Source organism: Sphingobium sp. FW306-1B-F04DB (genome assembly GCF_058781925.1).
This window is the reverse complement of the sequence record NZ_JBYSXE010000040.1, coordinates 18631-37805: the sequence shown is the minus strand read 5'-3', so window position 1 is coordinate 37805 and position 19175 is coordinate 18631. Positions and strand designations below refer to the sequence as shown.

The window sequence follows — 19175 nt, the reverse complement described above, 5'->3', positions numbered from 1 at the left end:
GTCCCCCTCCCCGTGCCGGGGAGGATCTAGATGCACTATCTTCCGCTGATCGGCATCGCGATCGTCGTCATCGGCTTCGTGCTGCGTTTCAACCCGCTGCTCGTCGTGACCGTGGCGGCGCTCGCAACCGGGATCGCCGCGGGGTTCGATCTGGTCAAAGTGGTGGCCGCGCTCGGCAAGGCGTTCAACGACAACCGCTATGTCAGCATAATCTGGATCGTGCTGCCCGTGATCGGGCTGCTCGAGCGTTACGGGCTGCAGCAGCGCGCGCGCACGCTGATCGCGGGGCTGAAGGGCGCGACAACGGGCAAGCTGCTGCTCGCCTATCTCGCGATCCGCCAGATCACCTCCGCGCTGGGACTCACATCGGTTGCAGGGCATGCGCAGACCGTCCGCCCGCTTGTCGCGCCGATGGCCGAGGCCGCTGCCGAGCAGCAGGCTGGCAGCCTCGACGACGCGACGCGCGAGAAGGTGAAGAGCTATGCCGCAGCGACCGACAATGTCGGGCTGTTCTTCGGCGAGGACATCTTCATCGCGATCGCCTCGATCCTGCTAATCAAGGGCACGTTCGAGACCTATGGCATCGAACTCGCGCCGCTCCAGCTCTCGGTGTGGGCGATCCCGACCGCGATCCTCGCCTTCCTGATCCATGGCGCGCGGCTGATGCTGCTCGACCGGCGGCTGAAGCGCGTGGCGACAGGCGAACCGGTCGCGACCGCGAGCGGGATAGCGCCATGATCACGCTCGACTGGCTCTATACGCTGGGCGGCGCGATGTTCGCGGCCTTCGCACTGCTGAGCGCGCTGGATGCGAGCAACGCCAAGCGCTTCGGCAACGCGGCCTTTTGGGGATTGCTCGCGCTGAGCTTCCTTGTGGGCAACCGGCTGGGCGATCTCGGCAATGGCGTGCTCGTGCTCTGCCTCGTCGGGCTTGCGGGTTTCGGGCTGCTCGGCCACGGCGATCCGCACACGACCACGCATGCCGAACGTGAGGCATTGTCGGCGCGGCTGAGCAACCGGCTCTTCCTGCCCGCGCTGATCATCCCGGCGACCGCGCTGCTCGGCACGCTCGCCTATAACTACACGCCCTTCGGCCAGTCGGGGATTTTCGATCCCAAATGGGTGACGCTGATCCTGCTCGGCGTGGGCGCGCTCACTGCGCTGATCGTGTCGATGGCCTGGCTGCGGCCGCCTGTGCTCGCACCGCTCAATGAAGGGCGCCGGCTGATGGATTCGGTCGGCTGGGCCGCGGTGCTGCCGCAGATGCTCGCAGCACTCGGCGTGGTCTTCGCGCTGGCGGGCGTAGGCGACATCATCGGCGAGCTCGCCGGACAAGCGATTCCCCAGGGCAACCGCTTCGCGGCGGTCGCGGTCTATGCGCTTGGCATCGCGTTGTTCACGATGATCATGGGCAATGCCTTCGCCGCCTTCCCCGTGATGGCGGCGGCGATCGGCGTACCGCTGCTGATCCAGGACTTCGGCGGAAACCCCGCGGTGATCGGCGCGGTCGGCATGCTCGCGGGTTTCTGCGGCACGCTGATGACGCCGATGGCCGCGAACTTCAACATCGTCCCCGCGGCGCTGCTTGAGCTGAAGGACCGCAACGGCGTGATCCGCGCGCAGATCGGCACCGCGCTGCCGCTGCTTATCTGCAACCTCCTCATCATCTATTTTCTGGCGTTCCGATGACACAGACACTGACCCCCGAAATGGCGGCGCATTTCGCCGCGCTCGCGCTCGGCCATGTCCGGCGCGAATATCCGCACAAGCTGGACCATGTGATGGACGGGCCCGAGGATGTACTCGGGCCGCGCGCGCTGCACCCGATCTTCCATGGCAGCTTCGACTGGCACAGCTGCGTCCATGGCTACTGGATGCTGCTGAGGATCCGGAGGCTCTTTCCGGACCTGCCCGTCTCCGCCGAGATCAGGGCAATCGCCGACGAGATGCTGGTGTCGCACAAGGTGGCAGGGGAGCTCGCCTATCTCGACCGCGCCTATACCGGCGGGTTCGAGCGGCCCTATGGCTGGGCGTGGCTGCTTGCGCTGCACGACGAGGCGGTACGGCATGACGATGCCGAATGGGGTGAGGCGCTCGAGCCATTGGCGCGCGCCTTTGCCAATCGCTTCCACGGCTATCTGCCGCGACTGACCTATCCAATCCGGACGGGTACGCATTTCAACACCGCCTTTGCGCTGGTGCACGCGCTCGCCTGGGCCGAGACGCATGATGCGTCGCTCGCCGATCTGATCCGCGCGCGCGCGGCCGACTATTACGGCGAGGACAAGCGCTGCAATGGCTGGGAGCCGGGGGGCGACGAATTCCTGTCCTCCGCGCTGATCGAGGCGCTGGTGATGCAGCGCGTGCTGTCGCGCGGAGCTTTTGCCGAATGGTTCGGGGCATTCCTGCCGGACGTGGCGGTGGGCGCGCCTGCGAGCCTGTTAACGCCCGCCACCGTTTCGGACCGAAGCGACGGCAAGATCGCGCATCTCGACGGCTTCAACCTCAGCCGCGCCTGGTGCTGGCGCCAAGTGGCAGACGCGCTCGACGGGTCCGAGGCGGCGCTTGCGCGCGAGACCGCCGACGTGCATCTCGCCGCAAGCCTGCCGCACATAGCAGGCGACTATATGGGCGAGCACTGGCTCGCGAGCTTCGCGCTGCTGGCGCTGACCGCGGGAGAGAGTGAATGACCGTTCGCCTGTTCGACTATTATCGGTCCTCGGCCAGTTATCGAGTCCGCATCGCGCTCAACCTCAAGGGCGTCGCCTATGAACGGCATGATATCAGCCTGCTCGCGGGGGATCAGCGCAGCGCGGAGAATCTGGCGCGCAACCCGCAGGGCTTCGTCCCGACGATCGAGGTCGACGGCCATTTCATCCCGCAATCGCTCGCGATCATCGACTGGCTCGACAGGCACCATCCCGAGCCGCCGTTGCTGCCACGCGATCCGATCGGGCGCGCGCACGCGCTGGCGCAGGCGCTGGTGATCGCCGCGGACACGCACCCGATCAACAATCTGCGCATCCTCCAGTATCTGAAGAGCGAGCTCGGGCTCGACGAGGCAGCGCGCAATGCGTGGATCCATCGATGGATCGGCGAGGGTTTCGCGGCACTGGAGGCGATGGCGACGCCCGATGCGCCATTCCTTGGTGGGGACCGCCCGGGCCTCGCCGATCTCTGCCTTGTTCCGCAGATGTACAATGCGCGACGTTTTGGCACGCCGCTTGACGCCTACCCGGCTCTTGTCCGCATCGACGCTGCCTGCGCCGAGATCGACGCCTTTGCGGCGGCGCATCCCGACCATTTCGCGCCCGCGGCCTAAACCCGACAATGCGTCATGTCCTTCCCGCAATGCTGCTCGCCATGCCGGTTGCGGCGCATGCCGAGGGCGAGATCATCGTCACCGGCCATGGCCTCGAAGCCTCGGCGGGCGAGGCCGCCTATGACATCGTCACGATCGACCGCGACCGGCTCACGAGCAGCGCGAGCGACCGGCTGGAGGATGTCCTGCGCGATGTTGCGGGGCTGCAGCAGTTTCGCCGTTCGGACGCGCGTTCGGCCAATCCGACGAGCCAGGGCGTCACGCTGCGTGGGCTCGGCGGCAATGCGTCTAGCCGCGCGCTGCTGATCCTCGACGGCGTGCCGCAGACCGATCCCTTTGGAGGCTGGATAAGCTGGCCCGCCTTTGTGCCCGAACGGCTCGACCAGGTGCGCGTTACGCGGGGCGGCGGCAGCGGGGTCGCGGGCCCGGGTGCACTGGCGGGGACGATCGAGCTGACCAGCGCCGGACCCGATACGCTCGCGCCTTGGGGGGTGTCGGCGGCCTTTGGCAGCCGCGATTCGGTGCAGGCCGACGCGTCGCTCGCCGCGCGACTGGGGCAGGGTTTTGTGACGCTGGGCGCAAGTTACGAGCGTAGCGATGGCTTCATCCCCGTGGCGCGCGAAAGTCGCGGCGCTGCCGACCGACCCGCGCCCTATGAACAGGCGAGCCTGGCCGCGCGTGCGGTGGTGCCGCTTTCGACGGCAACCGAACTGCAGGCCAATATGCTGCTGTTCACCGACCGGCGCGAGCGCGGTTTTGCCTTCAGCGGCAATGGCAGCGACGGCGCCGATGCGAGCGTGCGGCTTGTCGGGCGCGGCGACTGGGGCTGGTCGGCGCTCGGCTATCTGCAGCTCCGCGATTTCCAGAGCAGCTTTGCGAGCCTCAATGCCGATCGCTCGCTCGCGACGCAGACCTCGGACCAATACAGCGTTCCATCCACGGGGATCGGCGCGCGCTTCGAGCTGCGCCCGCCATTGGGCGAGGCGATCGAGCTTCGGATCGGCACCGACTGGCGGCGCACGAGCGGCGTGACGCGCGAGTTCTTCCAGTATTTCGCGGGCCGCCCCAGAAACGGGCGCGAGGCGGGCGGACGCAGCGACACGCTGGGCGCATTTGCGGAGCTGTCGGCGCAGCTGTCCGAAGCGCTGACCTTGACCGGCGGCGCGCGGATCGACCGCTGGTGGCTATCGGACGGGTTTCGGCGTGAGCGCCAGTTGACCGGCGCGACGATCAGCGACCTGACTTTCGCCGATCGGCAGGGTTGGGAGCCGACCGCACGGGCCGGCCTCGCCTTCCGCCCGGTCGATGCGGTGACGCTGCGCACCGCTGCCTATCTGGGCTGGCGGCTGCCCACCCTGAACGAACTCTACCGCCCTTTCCGTGTCGGTGCGGAGACGACGCAGGCCAATGCGGCGCTCAGCCCCGAACAGTTGGCTGGCGTGGAGGCCGGCATCGACTGGCGGCCGCTGGCCAATGCGCGCCTGAGCGCGACCGTCTTCTCCAACCGCCTCGATGACGCCATCGCCAATGTCACGCTTCAGCCGGGGACGCTTCGCCGGCGCGAGAATGTCGACCGGGTGAAGGCGCAGGGCGTCGAGCTTGATGCGGCGCTCACGATCGCCGCTTTCCGGCTGGCGGCGGCCTATGCTTATACCGACAGCACGCTGAAGGCGTCGGGCATTGCCCTCCCGCTCGATGGGCTGCGCCCCGCGCAGACCCCCGAGCACATGGCTTCGGCGACATTGGGTTGGCAGCCGGGGAAAGGCGCGGGCGCATCGGTCACGCTGCGCTATGTCTCCGACCAGTATGAGGATGATCAGAACCAGATAGCGCTTGATGATGCCTTCACTATCGATGCGCGTGTCGCCTGGCCCGTGGCGCACGGGCTGCTGATCGAGGCGCGCGGCGAGAACCTCGCCAATGCGCGCGTCGAGGCGGCGCGCAGCGCGGGCGGCGTGGTCGAACGCGCGACACCGAGGACGCTCTGGATCGGCTTGCGCTATTCTGGCGGGACGTGACGCGGAGGATGCAGCGATGACCGGCAAGGCAACGCTCAAGATCAGGGCGCAGATCATGCTCGGCGACGAGATCGCAATGGGGCCGGGCAAGGCCGCGTTGCTCGAAGCCATTGCGCGCGAGGGATCGATCTCGGCCGCCGGCCGCATGCTCGGCATGAGCTATCGGCGGACCTGGATGCTCGTCGACACGATGAACCGCTGCTGGGCGGAGCCGCTGGTCGAAACCGCGGCGGGCGGCAAACACGGCGGCGGGGCAAAACTGACCGAAGCCGGCGCGCGCGTGCTCGCGCATTATCGCGCGATCGAGGCGCAGCTTGGCCGTATTCGCGAGGGCGTCGACTGGGGAACCCTGCGCGATCTGCTCCGCGACGTGCCCGAACCGCCGCGCAGCGCGTGACGCAAGGTCACTGGCAAGCGCTGTCGGTCGCTGTATAGAACTATGCATAACGAACGATGGGGACCGACATGCGCAACCCTCTGACACGGCTCCTGCACCTGTGGCTGGCGATGCTAGCCACGATCACGACGCCGGCGATGGCGCAGCAGCGCGGCCCGCTGGTGCTGGCGGCCGCGAGCCTGCAGGAATCGCTGACCGCCGCGGGCAATGCTTGGGCCGCGAAGGGGCATGCGCGGCCTGTATTGTCCTTCGCCGCATCCTCGGCGCTCGCGCGGCAGATCGAGGCGGGAGCGCCCGCCGACATCTTCGTCTCGTCGGATGAGCCGTGGATGGATGCGGTCGCGCAGAAGGGCCTGATCCGCAAGGGCACACGCGTCTCCTTCCTCGCCAACCGGCTGGCGCTGATCGCACCCGCGACGAGCCGCGTGACGCTGCCGATCCGGCGCGGCTTCCCGATTGCAGCGGCGCTGGGGGACGGGCGACTGGCAATGGCGGATCCCGATGCGGTGCCCGCGGGGCGCTATGGCAAGGCGGCGCTGACGGGGCTTGGCGTTTGGCCTTCGGTTGCGAACCGCCTCGCCCGCGCCGAGAATGTCCGCGCCGCGATGGCGTTGGTCGAGCGCGGTGAGGCACCGCTGGGGATTGTCTACGAGACCGACGCGCGCGCCTCGCGGCGCGTGAAGCTGGTCGGGCTGTTCCCGCCGTCGAGCCATCCGCCGATCACCTATCCGATCGGCACGCTCGCGGCGTCCCGCCATCCGCAAGCCGACGCCTTTCGCCGTTTCCTGATCTCGCGCGAGGGCAAGGCGATTTTCGCGCGCTTCGGATTTCAGGCACGCTGACCGTGGTCTCTGCCGAGGAAGTCGGGATCATAGCGCTGTCCCTGAAGGTCAGCATCGTCGCGGTCGCCGCGATCCTGCCCCTGTCCTTCGGCATCGCCTGGCTGCTCGCACGCAAGCGCTTTCCCGGCCGTGTACTGCTGGACGCGTTGGTCCATCTGCCGCTGGTCGTCCCTCCAGTGGTGACGGGCTGGCTGCTGCTGCTTGCCTTTGGTCGCAACGGCCCGGTGGGCGCATGGCTCGAAAGCTGGTTCGGCGTAACGGTGATGTTCCGCTGGACGGGGGCGGCGATCGCTGCCGCAGTGATGGCGCTGCCGCTGACGGTGCGCGCGATGCGGCTGTCGATCGAGGCGGTCGACCGGCGGCTGGAAAGTGCGGCGCGGACGCTGGGCGCGACGCCGCTGCACGTCTTCTGGACGATCACGCTGCCGCTCGCGGTGCCCGGCATCCTTGCCGGCGCGGTGCTTGGCTTTGCGCGATCGATCGGCGAGTTCGGTGCGACCATCACCTTCGTGTCCAACATTCCCGGCGAAACGCAGACGCTGCCGCTTGCCATCTATGGTGCGCTGCAGATCCCCGGCGCCGAGGCGATGGTGACGCGGCTGGCGATCATCTCGGTGATCCTGTCATTGGCGGCGCTGATCGCTTCCGAACTGCTCGCGCGACGCGCGGGCCACGGGCGGGGCGGCCATGTCCTTTGAGATCGATGTCGAGGTGCGGCTGGGGGAAGCGAGGGTCACTACGGCCTTCAGCGCGGGGCCAGGGTTGACCGCGCTGTTCGGCCCCTCGGGCGCGGGCAAGACGACGATCCTCAACATGGCCGCAGGCCTCGTCCGCCCCAATCGCGGCCAAATCATCATCGCGGGCCAAACGCTGTTTGACGCCAACACCGGGATCGACCGCCCGCCCGAGGCGCGCAGCGCGGGCTATGTCTTCCAGGATGGACGGCTCTTCCCGCATCGCCGCGTACGCTCCAACCTGCTCTATGGCGAAAGACTCGCCGATCCGACGCAGCGCTGGATCGGCTTCGACGAGGTGATCGACTTTCTCGGCATCGCGCATCTGCTCGACCGCTGGCCGCGCACGCTGTCAGGCGGCGAGGCGCAGCGTGTCGCGATTGGGCGCGCGTTGCTCTCGGCACCGCGCTTCCTGCTGATGGACGAGCCGCTATCCTCGCTCGATGCCGCACGGCGCGAGGAGATCATGCAGGTGATCGAGCGCGTGCGCGATACGCTGGGCCTGCCGATCCTCTATGTCAGCCACGACCGCGCCGAGGTCGAGCGGCTGGCGACGACGGTGATCCCGATCGGGCAGACCATGCACGGATGATGTTTGCCTCTTGCGGATGGTAGTCGGTGCCAGCCAGGTGGCGTCACGCAATGAGGCGTACGTCGCGCGGCGCTCCCACCGGGCATTCCAGCGCCTTGCGATCCCAGTCCGCGAGTTCGGCAGCTGCCCGGTATGTGCTGTCGAGAAAGCGCATCAACATCGCTTCGGGGTCGGCGGCACTGCGGACCGCCTCATAGGGCAGCACGAATTCCCCCATTCCCTGGTGGAAGAACGCCTCCCGTGGGCTGATCGCCGCATCGGCAAAGCCTGACGGAGTCGGATAGGCGTATGAATAGAATGCGGGTTCATCCATGCCCCCGCGGCCCGGCCAGAAGCCCGCGGATGAAACCTCGTGGCTGTAGGCCTCCCTCGTGACCTCGTCGGGCAGGTTGGGAATCCCGCCCGGATGCAATGGCGCCGTTCGCCCGGAAAAACGCGTAACGGCGAGGTCGAAGCTGCCCCAGAACAGATGGACGGGGCTGACTTTCCCGAGAAAGCCGGTCCTGAAGCGCTGAAAGACGAGCGAAACGCTCACCAGAATGCGGTGGAAGCGGGAAGCGGCTTCGGCATCATAGGGGCGGGGCGCATCGTCCGTCCTGAACGGAATGGCCTCAGGCAGTTCATTGGGAACACCGTCGAAATCGGGAGCGCCGCCCAGCTCCTTTGCCGATTCACAGAAGCGGTCGTGAAACTGCGCGACGGACATGGGCTGCAGCGGGAATGCGAGGCGGCCGCCTCGCGTGGCAACCATGTGCAGCTCATGATTCCGGAGATCGAAGCATATCTCGATTCCGCCCGCGTCGGCGACGAGACCCGTGGTGAGCCCCTCTGCATTGACCCCAAGTGTCGCATGCCAGCTGTGGTTGAGCCACGGCGTGTGGGCCAGCTTGTATTTTCCGACGACCTGCGTCCAGAGATGCAATGCCGCGCAGGTTTGCGCCCAGTCCGGGTACAGAAGCGGGGGCCAATCGGGATTTTCCATCATTCCCTTCTCCTGCGTCCTAGGCCGCGGGCTTGAGGTCGCCCAGCAGTGTCGGGATGAGTTCGGAAACCGTGGGGTGGATCGGCACCGCCCATTGGAGCTCGCGATAGCCGGCATCCATGTTCATCGTGTCGAGAATCCCGTGGATCGCCTCGTCCCCGCCGGTCCCGAGGATTGCGGCGCCAAGTATCCGCTTCGTTTCAGCGTCGGTCACGACCTTCATGAACCCCCTGGTCTCATCCTTTTCGACCGCACGGCCGACGCGCGTCATCGGGCGCTTCGAGACGAGCAGCGGCCGCCCCGAACTGCGGGCCTCGGTCTCGGTCATTCCCACGCGCCCCAGTGGCGGATCGATATAGAGCGCATATCCGAGGATACGGTCGCTGAGCTTGCGGTCCTCGCCGTCGAGCAGATTGGCGGCGATGATCTCGAAATCATTGTACGCGGTGTGGGTAAAGGCGCCGCGGCCGTTGCAGTCGCCCATCGCCCAGATACCGGGCACGCTGGTCTGCAACTGGTCGTCGACGGTGATATAGCCGCGCGCATCGGTCGCGATACCCGCCTTGTCGAGGTCGAGATCGTGCGTGTTGGGCATGCGTCCGATAGCGAGGAGGACGTGGCTGCCGACCACCACCGGGGCACCCGAGGTGCAATCGACCCCGACCGCAATGCCTTTTTCGTGCGGCGCGAAATTGATGCATTCGGCGCCCGTCCGGACGGCGATGCCTTCGTCCTCGAGGAGCTGTCGGATCGCGTCGGACACGTCCTCATCCTCGCGCGCGACGAGGCGCGGGCCCTTTTCGACGACCGTCACCTCGGCGCCGAAGCGCCGGTACATCTGTGCGAATTCGAGCCCGATATAGCTGCCGCCGACAACGACGAGATGTTCGGGAAGCATATCGAGATCGAGGATCGACGTGTTGGTGAGGTAGTCGATCTCATCGATCCCCGGCATGTCGGGCACATTGGCGCGGCCGCCGACATTGAGAAAGATGCGCGGCGCGCTCAGCAATTCTTCCCCGACGCGGATCGTGTCTGCGCTCTCGAAGCGCGCATGGCCCTCGATCACGGTCAGACCGTCCATGCCGCGCAGCCATTTCTCGACATTGGTACGCGCATTGGTCCGGACGGTCTCGGCGCGCCCCTGCACGCGCTTCATGTCGATCGCGATGTCGCCGATCATCACGCCATAGTCGCTGCCGCGCTTCGCGAGATGCGCCGCATAGGCGCATGCGACGAGCGCCTTGGTCGGCATGCATCCGGTGTTGACGCAGGTGCCGCCGAACAGCTTGCGCTCGACCAGCGCCACCTTCATGCCCGCGCTGGTCAGCCGTCCGGCGAGCGAGGGCCCCGCCTGACCTGCACCGATGACGATCGCGTCGAATGTCTGGGCCATCACAAGCACCTCACAATGAGCAGCGCCCCACCGATCGCGATCGCGTCCTCGATCAACGCGGCGGGCCGGTCGCTGCCAAAGGCCGCGGCGAGCCGCGCGCGCAGCGCCGCGCCGCCATAGGTGCCGATCACCGCGCCGACCGCGCCGAGTACGAGGCCCGCGAGGAGTGCGCCTGCCGGAACACCGATCGCGGCACCGCTCAGCGCGCCAAGCACGATGCGCGTCCCGAACTGGACGGGCACCTTGCGGCTTGGCGTCGAAGGCAGCTGGTCGGTGACGAGCTCGACGAGCGCGAGCAGCGAGAATATCCACGGCGTGAAGCGCCAGCCGAGAAATGCAAGCCAGCTGCCCTGGAGATCAAGCATGCCGCAGGCAGCCGCCCAACTGACCGCCGCAGGCGCGACCATCGCGCGCAGTCCCGCGATGATGCCGATGAAAAGCGCAAATGCATAAATCATAACGGGCTCCCCCTCTTGCGATCGGACGGCGGCGCGAACCAGGCTCCAGACCGTGCACACGCTGATAGGTGGATATGCTTGCCGCGGACCGTCAATGGCCCGACGAAGAAAAGAATATGATCCGTTGTGCGTTTCCGGCGCAGCCTATCAACTTTCCCCTGCAAAGGCGATGTTGCATGCGGGTTAGCGGCTGGCCAAGCTGCTCTGGCGTTGCACGCCAGATGTCCGCAATCAGGGTCATTCGGCCCGTCAAATTTGAGGTTCAATCCTTTCACGGCGTGTTTCTGTCTTGCACACCGTCGATGAAGACGTCGACGGCGGAAATAACCGTAGCGCGCGCTTCCTCTGCGTCCGGTGGTGGGCGAAGCCCGAGAACAACTTGCAAATGAAGATTGCCGCGGATCATGCCGGAGAAGTGGTCCGCCGCCCTGACGCAATCGCCCGTGCAGATTTCGCCGCGGCGCTGTGCCTCCTCGAGAACTTCGGCGAGGCTTGCACTCGCCCGGCCAGGACCATTTTCGTAGAATTCCCGGACGAGGGCAGGAAATCGCGCATTTTCGGTGACGACGATCCGATAGACGCCAAGCAGCGCGGGCGACATGAGGACGTCCATCAACTGGCATCCAAACGCCATGAGCGTGCTTCTCAGATCCCGCGCCTCCACATCTTCGATGGTCAGGGCTGACAGTGCCTTCTCGACCTTTTCGGTGACGATCGCGGTGAACAGTCCTTCCTTGTTGCCGAACTCGCTGTAGATATTTCGCTTCGAGCCTCCCGCACGCTCGATGATGGCATCGATGCTGGTCGCCGCATATCCTTGTTCGAAGAAAATATCCGCTGCGGCGCTGAGCAGGGCTTCCCGCCCTACCTTCGCCCGCGCCGGGAACGCCGCATTTTGCACCGTCGACTCTCCAAAAATGCCGGAAGTGGTTGACTGGTAACCATCATTACCATACAGGTCAACGGTAACGTTCATTACCGGAGGTCGCCATGGGAGGCGGGAACAGGAAGAAACGGGTCGGGGCGCTTCTTTGCGCGGGAGCCGTGATGATGGCCGCGGGCGCCTGGGCATGGGGCTGGTCGGGCGCGGCTGCATCGACGGACAATGCCTATGTCCGTGGCGACATCACGTCGCTGGCTCCAAAGGTCGGCGGATACGTGACCACCGTTGATGTGCAGGACAACCAGAGTGTGCGAAAAGGTGACGTCCTGTTCCGCATCGACGATCGGGACTATCGTGCAAGGCTGGCTCAGGCTGAAGCCAATGTGGATGCCGCCCGGGCGCGGCTTGCCAACATCGCGGAAGAAATCCTGCTGCAGCACACATTGGTGCGCCAGGCTGAAGCCCAGCGCAACGCCGCATTGGCCGACCGGAGCCTGGCGAGAAAGGCGAGCGACCGGCGGCGTGCCCTCATCGACGGCGGTGCCGTCAGTCGGGCGCAACTGGACGAAAGCGATGCGGGCAGGACCCGCGCCGAAGCGGGCGCGTCGGCCTCCTCCGCGACGGTCGATGCCCAACGGCAAAGGATCGACGTGCTCGGCACGCAACGCCAGGCCGCCGTTGCCGCCGTCGCGCAGGCCGAAGCCGCACGCGATCTCGCGCGGATCGACCTGGAGAACACCGTGGTGCGCGCGCCCATCTCGGGGGTCGTGGGCAATCGCAAGGTTCGCATCGGCGGCCTGGTCGCGCCGGGCGCGTCCCTGCTCGATATCGTCCCCGTCGCCGATCTGTTCGTCGTCGCGAATTTCAAGGAAACGCAGCTCGAGCACATCCGCTCCGGGCAGACGGCGCAGATCAGCGTCGACGGTTATCCGGACGTGACCTTCGCAGGGACGGTGGACAGCTTTGCCCCGGGCAGCGGCTCGGCGTTCAGCCTGATCCCGCCCGACAGCGCGACTGGCAATTTCGTGCGGGTGGTGCAGCGCGTTCCCGTCAAGATACGCCTGCGACGCAATCCGCTGCTCGGCCGCCTGGTCCCCGGTTTGTCGGCGCGTGTAGAGATCGAAACCGGCAGCGGCTCGTGACGGCCAAAATCGTCTGCTCCGCGCCTCGCGAGGCGCGTGCGCTTGACTGGCTGCTGGTCTGCGGCATCCTTCTGGCGAGCCTGACCGAAGCGATCGCCGGTACCGTGCTGTCCCTGGGCCGGAGCGACATCATCGGCGACACCCATGCCACCCCCGACGAGTTCGCCTGGCTCGATGTCTGCTATACCGCGCTAAAGCTGATCGGCTTTGCATTTGCGCCCTGGCTCCTGACACGAGTCCAGCCCCTGAATGCCCTTCTCGTCGCAACGCTTGCCATGGGCGTGGCCTGCGCCGTGGCCGCGGTCACGGCGCGGCTGGACGTGCTGATCCTGCTGCGCGCCGTCCAGGGCCTGGCCGGCGGCATCCTGCTCGTCAGCGGCCAGGCTATCCTCTTCTGGGCCTATCCAGCGGCGCGTCAGCCGGTTTTGCAGGCGTTGTTCGCAATGGGGGCGGTCGTCGCGCCGGCGACGATCGCGCCGGCGTTGCAGGGCTGGCTGCTCGACAGCCAGTCCTGGACCTGGATTTTCTTGAGTGTTGTCCCGGTCTCGCTTGCGGCAGCGGGACTGATACTGATGGCCAGCCCTATGCCGTCGCTCTCGAGCGAACGCCGTCCCCTCGACTGGCGGGGGCTCGCATTGTTGAGCCTGGTCCTGTTCAGCACCACCTATCTGCTGACCCAGGGCAGCCGCTGGGACTGGTTCGAGGCAAGCCGCATTTTCTGGTTGAGCGTCGTCGCCGGCACGAGCCTCGTCATATTCGTGCTCCAGCAACGTTTCGCGGCTTCCCGTGCCCTGCTCGACCTCACGGTGTTCGAGACCGATGACTTCACCTTCGCCTTCGTGGTCAGTTTCGTTGCCGGTGCCGCGCTGTTCGGAAGCGCGTTCCTGATTCCGGCCTTTGCCGTTTCGGTTCTCGGGTTCACGCCCACCGATGCGGGGCAACTCCTCCTGCCAAGCGGCGCCTTGTTCGTCGCATCCCTGCTGCTCGCCGCCTTTCTGATGCAGGCGCGGCGAATGCCGCCCATTGCCACGGTTCCGTTCGGCATCCTCATGATCATGACCGCGATGTGGATGTTGTCCGGCTCGAACCTTGATAGCGGCGCCGATGACATGATGCCCGCAATCCTCCTGCGTGGCTTGGGTCTCGGCTTCCTCTTCCTGTCGATCACCCTGATCGCATTCGGTCGGCTTCCCCCGGTCAAGGTCGCTTTCGGCATCGGCATCTTCAATATCGGGCGTCAGCTCGGCGGACTGATGGGCGTGGCGGGGCTCCAGACCTCCATTGACCATCAGGCGGCCGCCAACCAGGCCGTGCTGGGCGCGGCGCTCAGTCCGGGAACGCCCGCCGTCGCCGAGCGGTTGGCAGCCACCACGTCGCTACTCATCGCGCGAGGCATGGAGGCAGGCGCGGCGGCCAGGGCAGCGATGGGCATGCTGGGCCGCTCGGTTGCTGGCCAGGCCACCGTCATCGCATTCGACACCGCGTTCAGCATCGTCGCGCTGCTCTTCGTGGTGGCGGCACCCATCCTGATCACGGTCAAGGTCGTGCTCGCCCGCACGGCCGGTCGCCGCAACTCCAGGACAGCAGAGGCAGGATTGTGAATACGAAGCAACGCGCGCTCGCGAAAGGCATGCTCGCCGCCATGCCGCTCGCCATTGGCCTGGCAGGCTGTACGGTCGGCCCCGGCTATCGGTCGCCGGCCACCGCGGTCGCCGAGGACTGGGTCACGCCGGTCAGCACCGGGGAGGTCGACGCCGCGTGGTGGACGAAGTTTGACGATCCCCTGCTGACCGAACTGGTGGGGTCCGCCATAGCCGGCAACAAGGACCTTGAAGAAGCGAGCGCGCGGCTGCGGGAGGCTCGGGCCAATCGCGATGCCGTCCAAGGCAGATCGGCCCCGCAAGTAAGGGCATCCGGGGTCGCCACGCAGAACCGGTTGAGTGAGAACGGCCCGCTTCCGGTTGGCAAGGTTCCGGGCCTCGGCCCCGACCTGTCGATCTACGATGTGGGATTCGACGCGTCCTGGGAGATCGATCTGTGGGGCGGCACACGGCGCGCGATCGAAAGCGCCGAAGCCCGGGCGCAGTCGGCTGAAGAGGCGCGGCGGGCGGTCGTCATTCAGATCATCGCGGAGGTCGTGCGTTCCTATATTGATCTTCGAACGGCGCAGAGCCTGCGGAGCAATGCGATTGCCGATGCGAACGCACAGGAGGAGATTGCTCGTCTTGTCGCGGAGCGCCTGCGCGTGGGTCTTGCTTCCCGCTTCGATCTCGCGCGTGCCCAGGCACAGGCGCGCGGCACGGCAGCGACGGTTCCCGAATTCGAGGGCGAAGCTGCCGGAGCGGCGTTCCGCCTCGCATTGCTGCTCGGACAGCCACCCGAGGCCGTGTTCGATCGGCTTCAACAGCCCGGATCGCTGCCTTCGGCCAATATCGAGATCAGCGCGGGCCTTCGGTCGGATCTGTTGCGGCGGCGCCCTGATATACGCCAGGCCGAACGCGATCTCGCCGCCGCCTCCGCCGATATTGGGGTCGCTACCGCCGAACTGTTTCCGCGGATCTCGCTGCTGGGCGGCATTGGCCAGCAGGCGCGCCGGCCCGGAGACCTTGTCTCGACCGATAGCCTGCGTTTCCAATTCGGGCCGGCGCTGCACTGGCCGATCTTCTCTGGCGGACGCATCAGGGCCCAGATCAGGGCAGCGGATGCCCGCGCCGACGCGGCGATGGCGCGATATGAACGCGCGGTCCTCACCGCGCTTTCCGACAGCGAAACGACCATCAACAGATACGCCTCTGCCGGCCGCGCAAGAGCGGAGCGCGAGGCAGCGCGGGCGGCGGCGGCCGAAGCGGTCAGCCTGGCCAGGCGAAGATATGTGGCGGGCGAGGACGATCTGACGGCACTTCTGCAGGCGCAGTCATCGTTCACCGTGGCCGATCGCCTGAGCATTCAGGCCCTGGCGGCGGAGTTGCGACAGCTGGCGGCGCTTTACAAGGCACTGGGCGGCGGCTGGGAAGCCGTCGACCGGCCGGGCACTTCATAGCCTCGCAGCGGACGTTCCGCCTGAAATCGATTCTAGGTCTATCAGATCACAAGAATCACAAGAGAGGTGTCGGGAGTTTTCACCGGGCGAACACGGGGTACACGCCATCGTCGCGATCCGAGAACCGAACGAAATTGGTCGGGGAGAGAGGATTCGAACCTCCGGCCCCTGCCTCCCGAAGACAGTGCTCTACCAGGCTGAGCTACTCCCCGACCGATCCGGCGGCGCGTTGCGCACCGGTAAGGCAGGCGGCGGCTTATAACAGCGAAGTCGCGCGGTTCAAGCCCGCAGTTCACTTGTGGAGCGCGGCGATCATTTCCTCGACATTGGTGAATTTTCGCCGCGGAGATCCGTCGTTTGCGCGCGCCACCTCGGCCGCTTCGATCTTCTGCCAGTCGCGGAAAGTGACGATGTCGACGCCGCGCGCGGCGAGCAGCGAATCAAGTCCGGTGCGCCCCGCCTTGCCCGAGCTGTCCGTCGTGTCGGCGGCGATATGGTCGGCGATCATATAGCCGTCGGGGCGGTTGGTGCCGATCGTGCCCGTCGGGCCGCGTCGCGCCCAGCCCACGGCATAGAGACCGGGCAGGATCCGCCCTTCGTCATTGGCGAAGCGGCCACGGCCATGTTCGTAGGGCACGCCCTCGATCGGCGGCGTCGTATAGCCGATGCAGCTGACGACCAGCCCGCACGGAATCTCGTAGCGCTCGCCCGTCCCGTGCGAACGCAGCTCGGTGTCGAGCTCGGTGCGTTCGACGACGAGGCGCTCGACCTTGCCATCGCCTTCGATCGCGATGGGCATCGCGAAGAAGTCGAAATCGATCGTGACGGGCCTAGCGACGGGGTTGGCCGCGAAGGCGCGCAAGTGCGAGACCGATTTGCGCATGCCCGGCTCGAGCATCGCGTCGTCACCGTCGGGCGGCAGATCGGCGGGATCGACGCGCGGCGCGGCATGTTCGAGGTGCCCCAGTTCGCCGAGCTCCTTGGGTGTCATCGCGATCTGGTGCGGACCGCGCCTGCCGAGCACGCTGATATGGCGGATCGCCGATCCGCTGAGCGCTGCGAGCGCATGATCGACAATATCCGATTCCGCGAACTCGGCCGGGGTCTTGGCAAGGATGCGCGCGACGTCGAGCGCGACATTGCCATTGCCGATGACGACCGCGCCCGCGCTGTCGAGCGGCGGTGCGAGATCGGCGAATTCGGGATGGCCGTTATACCATCCGACAAAGGCGGCCGAGCCGATCACGCCTGGCAGGCCTGCGCCAGGAATGTCGAGCGGCCGGTCGCGTGGCGCCCCCGTCGCGAGCACGACCGCGTCGTAAAGCGACTGCAGCTCGGTGATACTGACGTCCCTGCCGACCGCGACATTGCCGACGAAGCGGACATTGTCTGACAGCGCGACCATCTCGTAGCGCTTGGATACATTCTTGATGGACTGGTGATCAGGCGCGACCCCAAAGCGGATCAGGCCATAGGGCACGGGCAGCCGGTCTATCACGTCGACGCGGACCTCGTCCCCGAACGCCTTCTGGCACGCCTCTGCGGTGTAATAGCCCGCCGGCCCGGATCCGACTACCGCGACATGACGCATGCACCGCCCTCCCGATATTTTCGGATGATCGTAACGCCGCCTCACTGCGGCGCAAGGGGCGCTGGCGGGGCGCGGGGCGCGCTGCTATCGCTACGATGTGGGAATGCTGGAAATCATCGCGGCGATCCTCGGCGTAGTAAACGTCGTGCTCGTCGTCCGGCGCAGTATCTGGAACTTTCCGGTCGCGATGGCGACGGTCGCGCTCTATTATGTCATCTTCTCACGCGCTGGCCTTTACATCCATGCCGGGCTCCAGATTTTTTTCTTTGTGGTCAACATCTATGGCTGGTTGCACTGGGCGCGCTGCAAGGCCGCGATGGGCGAGATCCGCGTCGAGATGCTCACGCGCTGGCAGCGCATCGCGCTGGCGCTGGGGCTCGTCGTCGCGATCCTGCTATGGGGCTGGCTGGTGCATGTGAGCGCGACGGTACAATTCCCTTGGTGGGACGGGGCGATCGCGATGATGAGCGTGGCAGCACAGATGCTGCTCATCCGGCGATATATCGAGAACTGGCCGCTGTGGATTGGCATCGACGTGCTCGCGGTCGGGCTCTACTGGGTCCAGGAGCTTCCGCTGACTTCCGCTCTCTATGTCGCACTGCTCGCGCTGTCCATCTGGGGACAGGAGGAATGGCTGCGTGCGTTGCGGGGACGCGGTCGGCAAATGGCCGCCTGACCAGCGTCACGGCGCGATGCCGAGGCCGTCGCCATTCTTGCCCGCAGCGATGCGGCGCAGCACCTTCCCGCTCTTCATGTCGATCTCGGCGACCGTATCGCGCCCGGTCTCGGCCGCATAGAGTCGCTTGCCGTCGCGCGAGAACAGGATCGTCACCTGCGTCGCCTCCTTCTCGCCGCTGACGGTGATCGCGCGCCTTACCTTGCGGCTGACGCGATCGATCTCGGTCAGCGTGCCCGCGAGCACGTTCGAGGTCACGACGGTCTTGCCGTCGGGGCTGATCGCGACGCGGATCGCGACCGGATCGACCGCAACGCTTGCGACGGACTTGAGCGTGGCGGTGTCGATCACCTGAACGCGGGGCGCCGAAAGGTCGCCCACCCACAATTCCTTGCCGTCGGGCGACAGCGCGATTCCCTCGGGACGTCCCCCGACCGCGATATCGGCGATCTTGGTGCGCGCATTGATGTCGATCACGCTCACCGTGCCCGATGCGATATTGGCGACATAGGCGCGCGATCCGTCGGGGGTGACCGCGACCATGTGCGATCCGTCCTGGTCGGTGGCGATCGCGCTGACCGCACCCGTCCGCGGATCGACGATGGTCAGGCTCTTGCTGCCCTCGGTCGTGGCGATCAATCGGCCGTCGCGCAGCCAGACCAGCCCGTGCGGCCGCGCATTGGGACTGATGTCGAGTCGCTTGACGCGCTCGGCGCGAGAGACGTCGAATATGTCGATCGTCGTCCCGCCATAGGCGACCACCGCGGCGTGCTTGCTGTCGGGCGAAACCGCGATTTCGTGCGGCATGTCGCCGGTCGGTATCCGTGCCCGCTCTTTTCCCGTCTCGAGAGTGACGAAGCTCACTGTGTCTTCAGCCTTATTGCCTATCATCAGAGTCTCGGCGCGCGCCGCGGTGGCGACGGCGAACAATGGCAGGACAACAACGATGATGTGGCGCACGGGCGGTTCTCCCTTCGATGGCATGCTAGGCGGGCTTTGCGACAAAGAAAATCCGCGTCGTGTCCGCAAGTTACCATCTGGCGCGTCGCGGCCGTCGGGTGCGCGCATTCGATTGACCACCGCATGGCTACGGACTACGCCAG

At 66.4% G+C, this 19175-nt stretch carries 19 protein-coding genes and 1 tRNA gene; 13 read left to right on the top strand and 7 right to left on the bottom strand.

What is annotated here, in order from left to right; translation table 11 throughout:
* The first annotated feature begins 30 nt into the window (after positions 1-30).
* The 9 genes from AC3WJD_RS16075 to AC3WJD_RS16035 all read left to right on the top strand — a co-directional run bounded on the left by AC3WJD_RS16075 (position 31) and on the right by AC3WJD_RS16035 (position 7904).
* The gene (locus AC3WJD_RS16075; protein WP_492747719.1) at positions 31-738 is read left to right on the top strand and encodes a DUF969 domain-containing protein; all 708 of its coding nucleotides are present in this window, start codon (positions 31-33) and stop codon (positions 736-738) included.
* Positions 735-1688 carry a DUF979 domain-containing protein gene (locus AC3WJD_RS16070; protein ID WP_492747718.1) on the top strand — a complete coding sequence of 318 codons (954 nt, stop codon included), beginning with the start codon at positions 735-737 and terminating at the stop codon, positions 1686-1688. Before AC3WJD_RS16075 ends, AC3WJD_RS16070 begins: the two co-directional genes overlap by 4 nt.
* Positions 1685-2689, top strand: a complete 1005-nt coding sequence (locus AC3WJD_RS16065) for a DUF2891 domain-containing protein (RefSeq protein ID WP_492747717.1) — start codon at positions 1685-1687, stop codon at positions 2687-2689. Before AC3WJD_RS16070 ends, AC3WJD_RS16065 begins: the two co-directional genes overlap by 4 nt.
* Positions 2686-3321, top strand: coding sequence for a maleylacetoacetate isomerase (maiA, locus tag AC3WJD_RS16060; protein ID WP_492747716.1), 636 nt, complete (start codon positions 2686-2688; stop codon positions 3319-3321). The genes AC3WJD_RS16065 and maiA overlap by 4 nt, the downstream gene beginning before the upstream one ends.
* Before the next feature lie 8 nt (positions 3322-3329).
* A complete protein-coding gene (locus AC3WJD_RS16055; RefSeq protein ID WP_492747714.1) occupies positions 3330-5339 on the top strand; it encodes a TonB-dependent receptor in 2010 nt (669 codons plus the stop codon).
* 16 nt (positions 5340-5355) lie between these two features.
* Positions 5356-5736 (top strand): winged helix-turn-helix domain-containing protein, encoded by a 381-nt coding sequence (locus AC3WJD_RS16050; protein ID WP_492747713.1) that lies wholly within the window; start codon positions 5356-5358, stop codon positions 5734-5736.
* Between the two features lie 68 nt (positions 5737-5804).
* Entirely contained in the window at positions 5805-6578 is a 774-nt protein-coding gene (modA, locus tag AC3WJD_RS16045) for a molybdate ABC transporter substrate-binding protein (RefSeq protein ID WP_492747712.1), read from the top strand.
* A gap of 2 nt (positions 6579-6580) precedes the next feature.
* Entirely contained in the window at positions 6581-7276 is a 696-nt protein-coding gene (modB, locus tag AC3WJD_RS16040) for a molybdate ABC transporter permease subunit (protein ID WP_492747711.1), read from the top strand.
* Complete coding sequence (locus AC3WJD_RS16035; RefSeq protein ID WP_492747710.1) at positions 7266-7904, top strand: molybdenum ABC transporter ATP-binding protein; 639 nt, start codon at positions 7266-7268, stop codon at positions 7902-7904. Before modB ends, AC3WJD_RS16035 begins: the two co-directional genes overlap by 11 nt.
* Before the next feature lie 43 nt (positions 7905-7947).
* On the opposite strand, the gene AC3WJD_RS16030 is transcribed toward AC3WJD_RS16035, so the two are convergent.
* From AC3WJD_RS16030 to AC3WJD_RS16015, 4 genes are all read right to left on the bottom strand, one after another.
* Positions 7948-8889 (bottom strand): DUF5996 family protein, encoded by a 942-nt coding sequence (locus AC3WJD_RS16030; protein WP_492747709.1) that lies wholly within the window; start codon positions 8887-8889, stop codon positions 7948-7950.
* Positions 8890-8905: 16 nt separating this feature from the next.
* Positions 8906-10282, bottom strand: a complete 1377-nt coding sequence (locus AC3WJD_RS16025; RefSeq protein ID WP_492747708.1) for an FAD-containing oxidoreductase — start codon at positions 10280-10282, stop codon at positions 8906-8908.
* Positions 10282-10740 (bottom strand): DUF4126 domain-containing protein, encoded by a 459-nt coding sequence (locus tag AC3WJD_RS16020; RefSeq protein ID WP_492747707.1) that lies wholly within the window; start codon positions 10738-10740, stop codon positions 10282-10284. Before AC3WJD_RS16020 ends, AC3WJD_RS16025 begins: the two co-directional genes overlap by 1 nt.
* Positions 10741-11011: 271 nt before the next feature.
* On the bottom strand, positions 11012-11716 hold the full coding sequence (locus AC3WJD_RS16015) for a TetR/AcrR family transcriptional regulator C-terminal domain-containing protein (protein ID WP_492747706.1): 705 nt from the start codon (positions 11714-11716) through the stop codon (positions 11012-11014).
* A 71-nt stretch (positions 11717-11787) separates the two neighbouring features.
* Here AC3WJD_RS16015 and AC3WJD_RS16010 point away from each other — a divergent pair, with 71 nt between their 5' ends.
* The 3 genes from AC3WJD_RS16010 to AC3WJD_RS16000 are packed head-to-tail and all read left to right on the top strand — an operon-like array spanning position 11788 to position 15805.
* A complete protein-coding gene (locus AC3WJD_RS16010) occupies positions 11788-12765 on the top strand; it encodes an HlyD family secretion protein (protein WP_492747705.1) in 978 nt (325 codons plus the stop codon).
* The gene (locus tag AC3WJD_RS16005; RefSeq protein WP_492747704.1) at positions 12762-14366 is read left to right on the top strand and encodes a DHA2 family efflux MFS transporter permease subunit; all 1605 of its coding nucleotides are present in this window, start codon (positions 12762-12764) and stop codon (positions 14364-14366) included. The genes AC3WJD_RS16010 and AC3WJD_RS16005 overlap by 4 nt, the downstream gene beginning before the upstream one ends.
* Positions 14363-15805, top strand: coding sequence for an efflux transporter outer membrane subunit (locus tag AC3WJD_RS16000; RefSeq protein ID WP_492747703.1), 1443 nt, complete (start codon positions 14363-14365; stop codon positions 15803-15805). Before AC3WJD_RS16005 ends, AC3WJD_RS16000 begins: the two co-directional genes overlap by 4 nt.
* A 135-nt stretch (positions 15806-15940) precedes the next feature.
* Here AC3WJD_RS16000 and AC3WJD_RS15995 read toward each other — a convergent pair.
* Together AC3WJD_RS15995 and AC3WJD_RS15990 are read right to left on the bottom strand one after the other, a co-directional pair.
* Positions 15941-16017: transfer RNA gene (locus AC3WJD_RS15995), tRNA-Pro, on the bottom strand.
* Between the two features lie 80 nt (positions 16018-16097).
* Positions 16098-17396 carry an FAD-dependent oxidoreductase gene (locus AC3WJD_RS15990; RefSeq protein WP_492747701.1) on the bottom strand — a complete coding sequence of 433 codons (1299 nt, stop codon included), beginning with the start codon at positions 17394-17396 and terminating at the stop codon, positions 16098-16100.
* Between the two features lie 103 nt (positions 17397-17499).
* Between AC3WJD_RS15990 and pnuC the strand changes: the two genes are divergently transcribed.
* Complete coding sequence (pnuC, locus tag AC3WJD_RS15985; protein ID WP_492747700.1) at positions 17500-18072, top strand: nicotinamide riboside transporter PnuC; 573 nt, start codon at positions 17500-17502, stop codon at positions 18070-18072.
* Positions 18073-18078: 6 nt separating this feature from the next.
* On the opposite strand, the gene AC3WJD_RS15980 is transcribed toward pnuC, so the two are convergent.
* Positions 18079-19032 carry a cytochrome D1 domain-containing protein gene (locus AC3WJD_RS15980; RefSeq protein ID WP_492747699.1) on the bottom strand — a complete coding sequence of 318 codons (954 nt, stop codon included), beginning with the start codon at positions 19030-19032 and terminating at the stop codon, positions 18079-18081.
* Positions 19033-19175 lie beyond the last annotated feature (143 nt).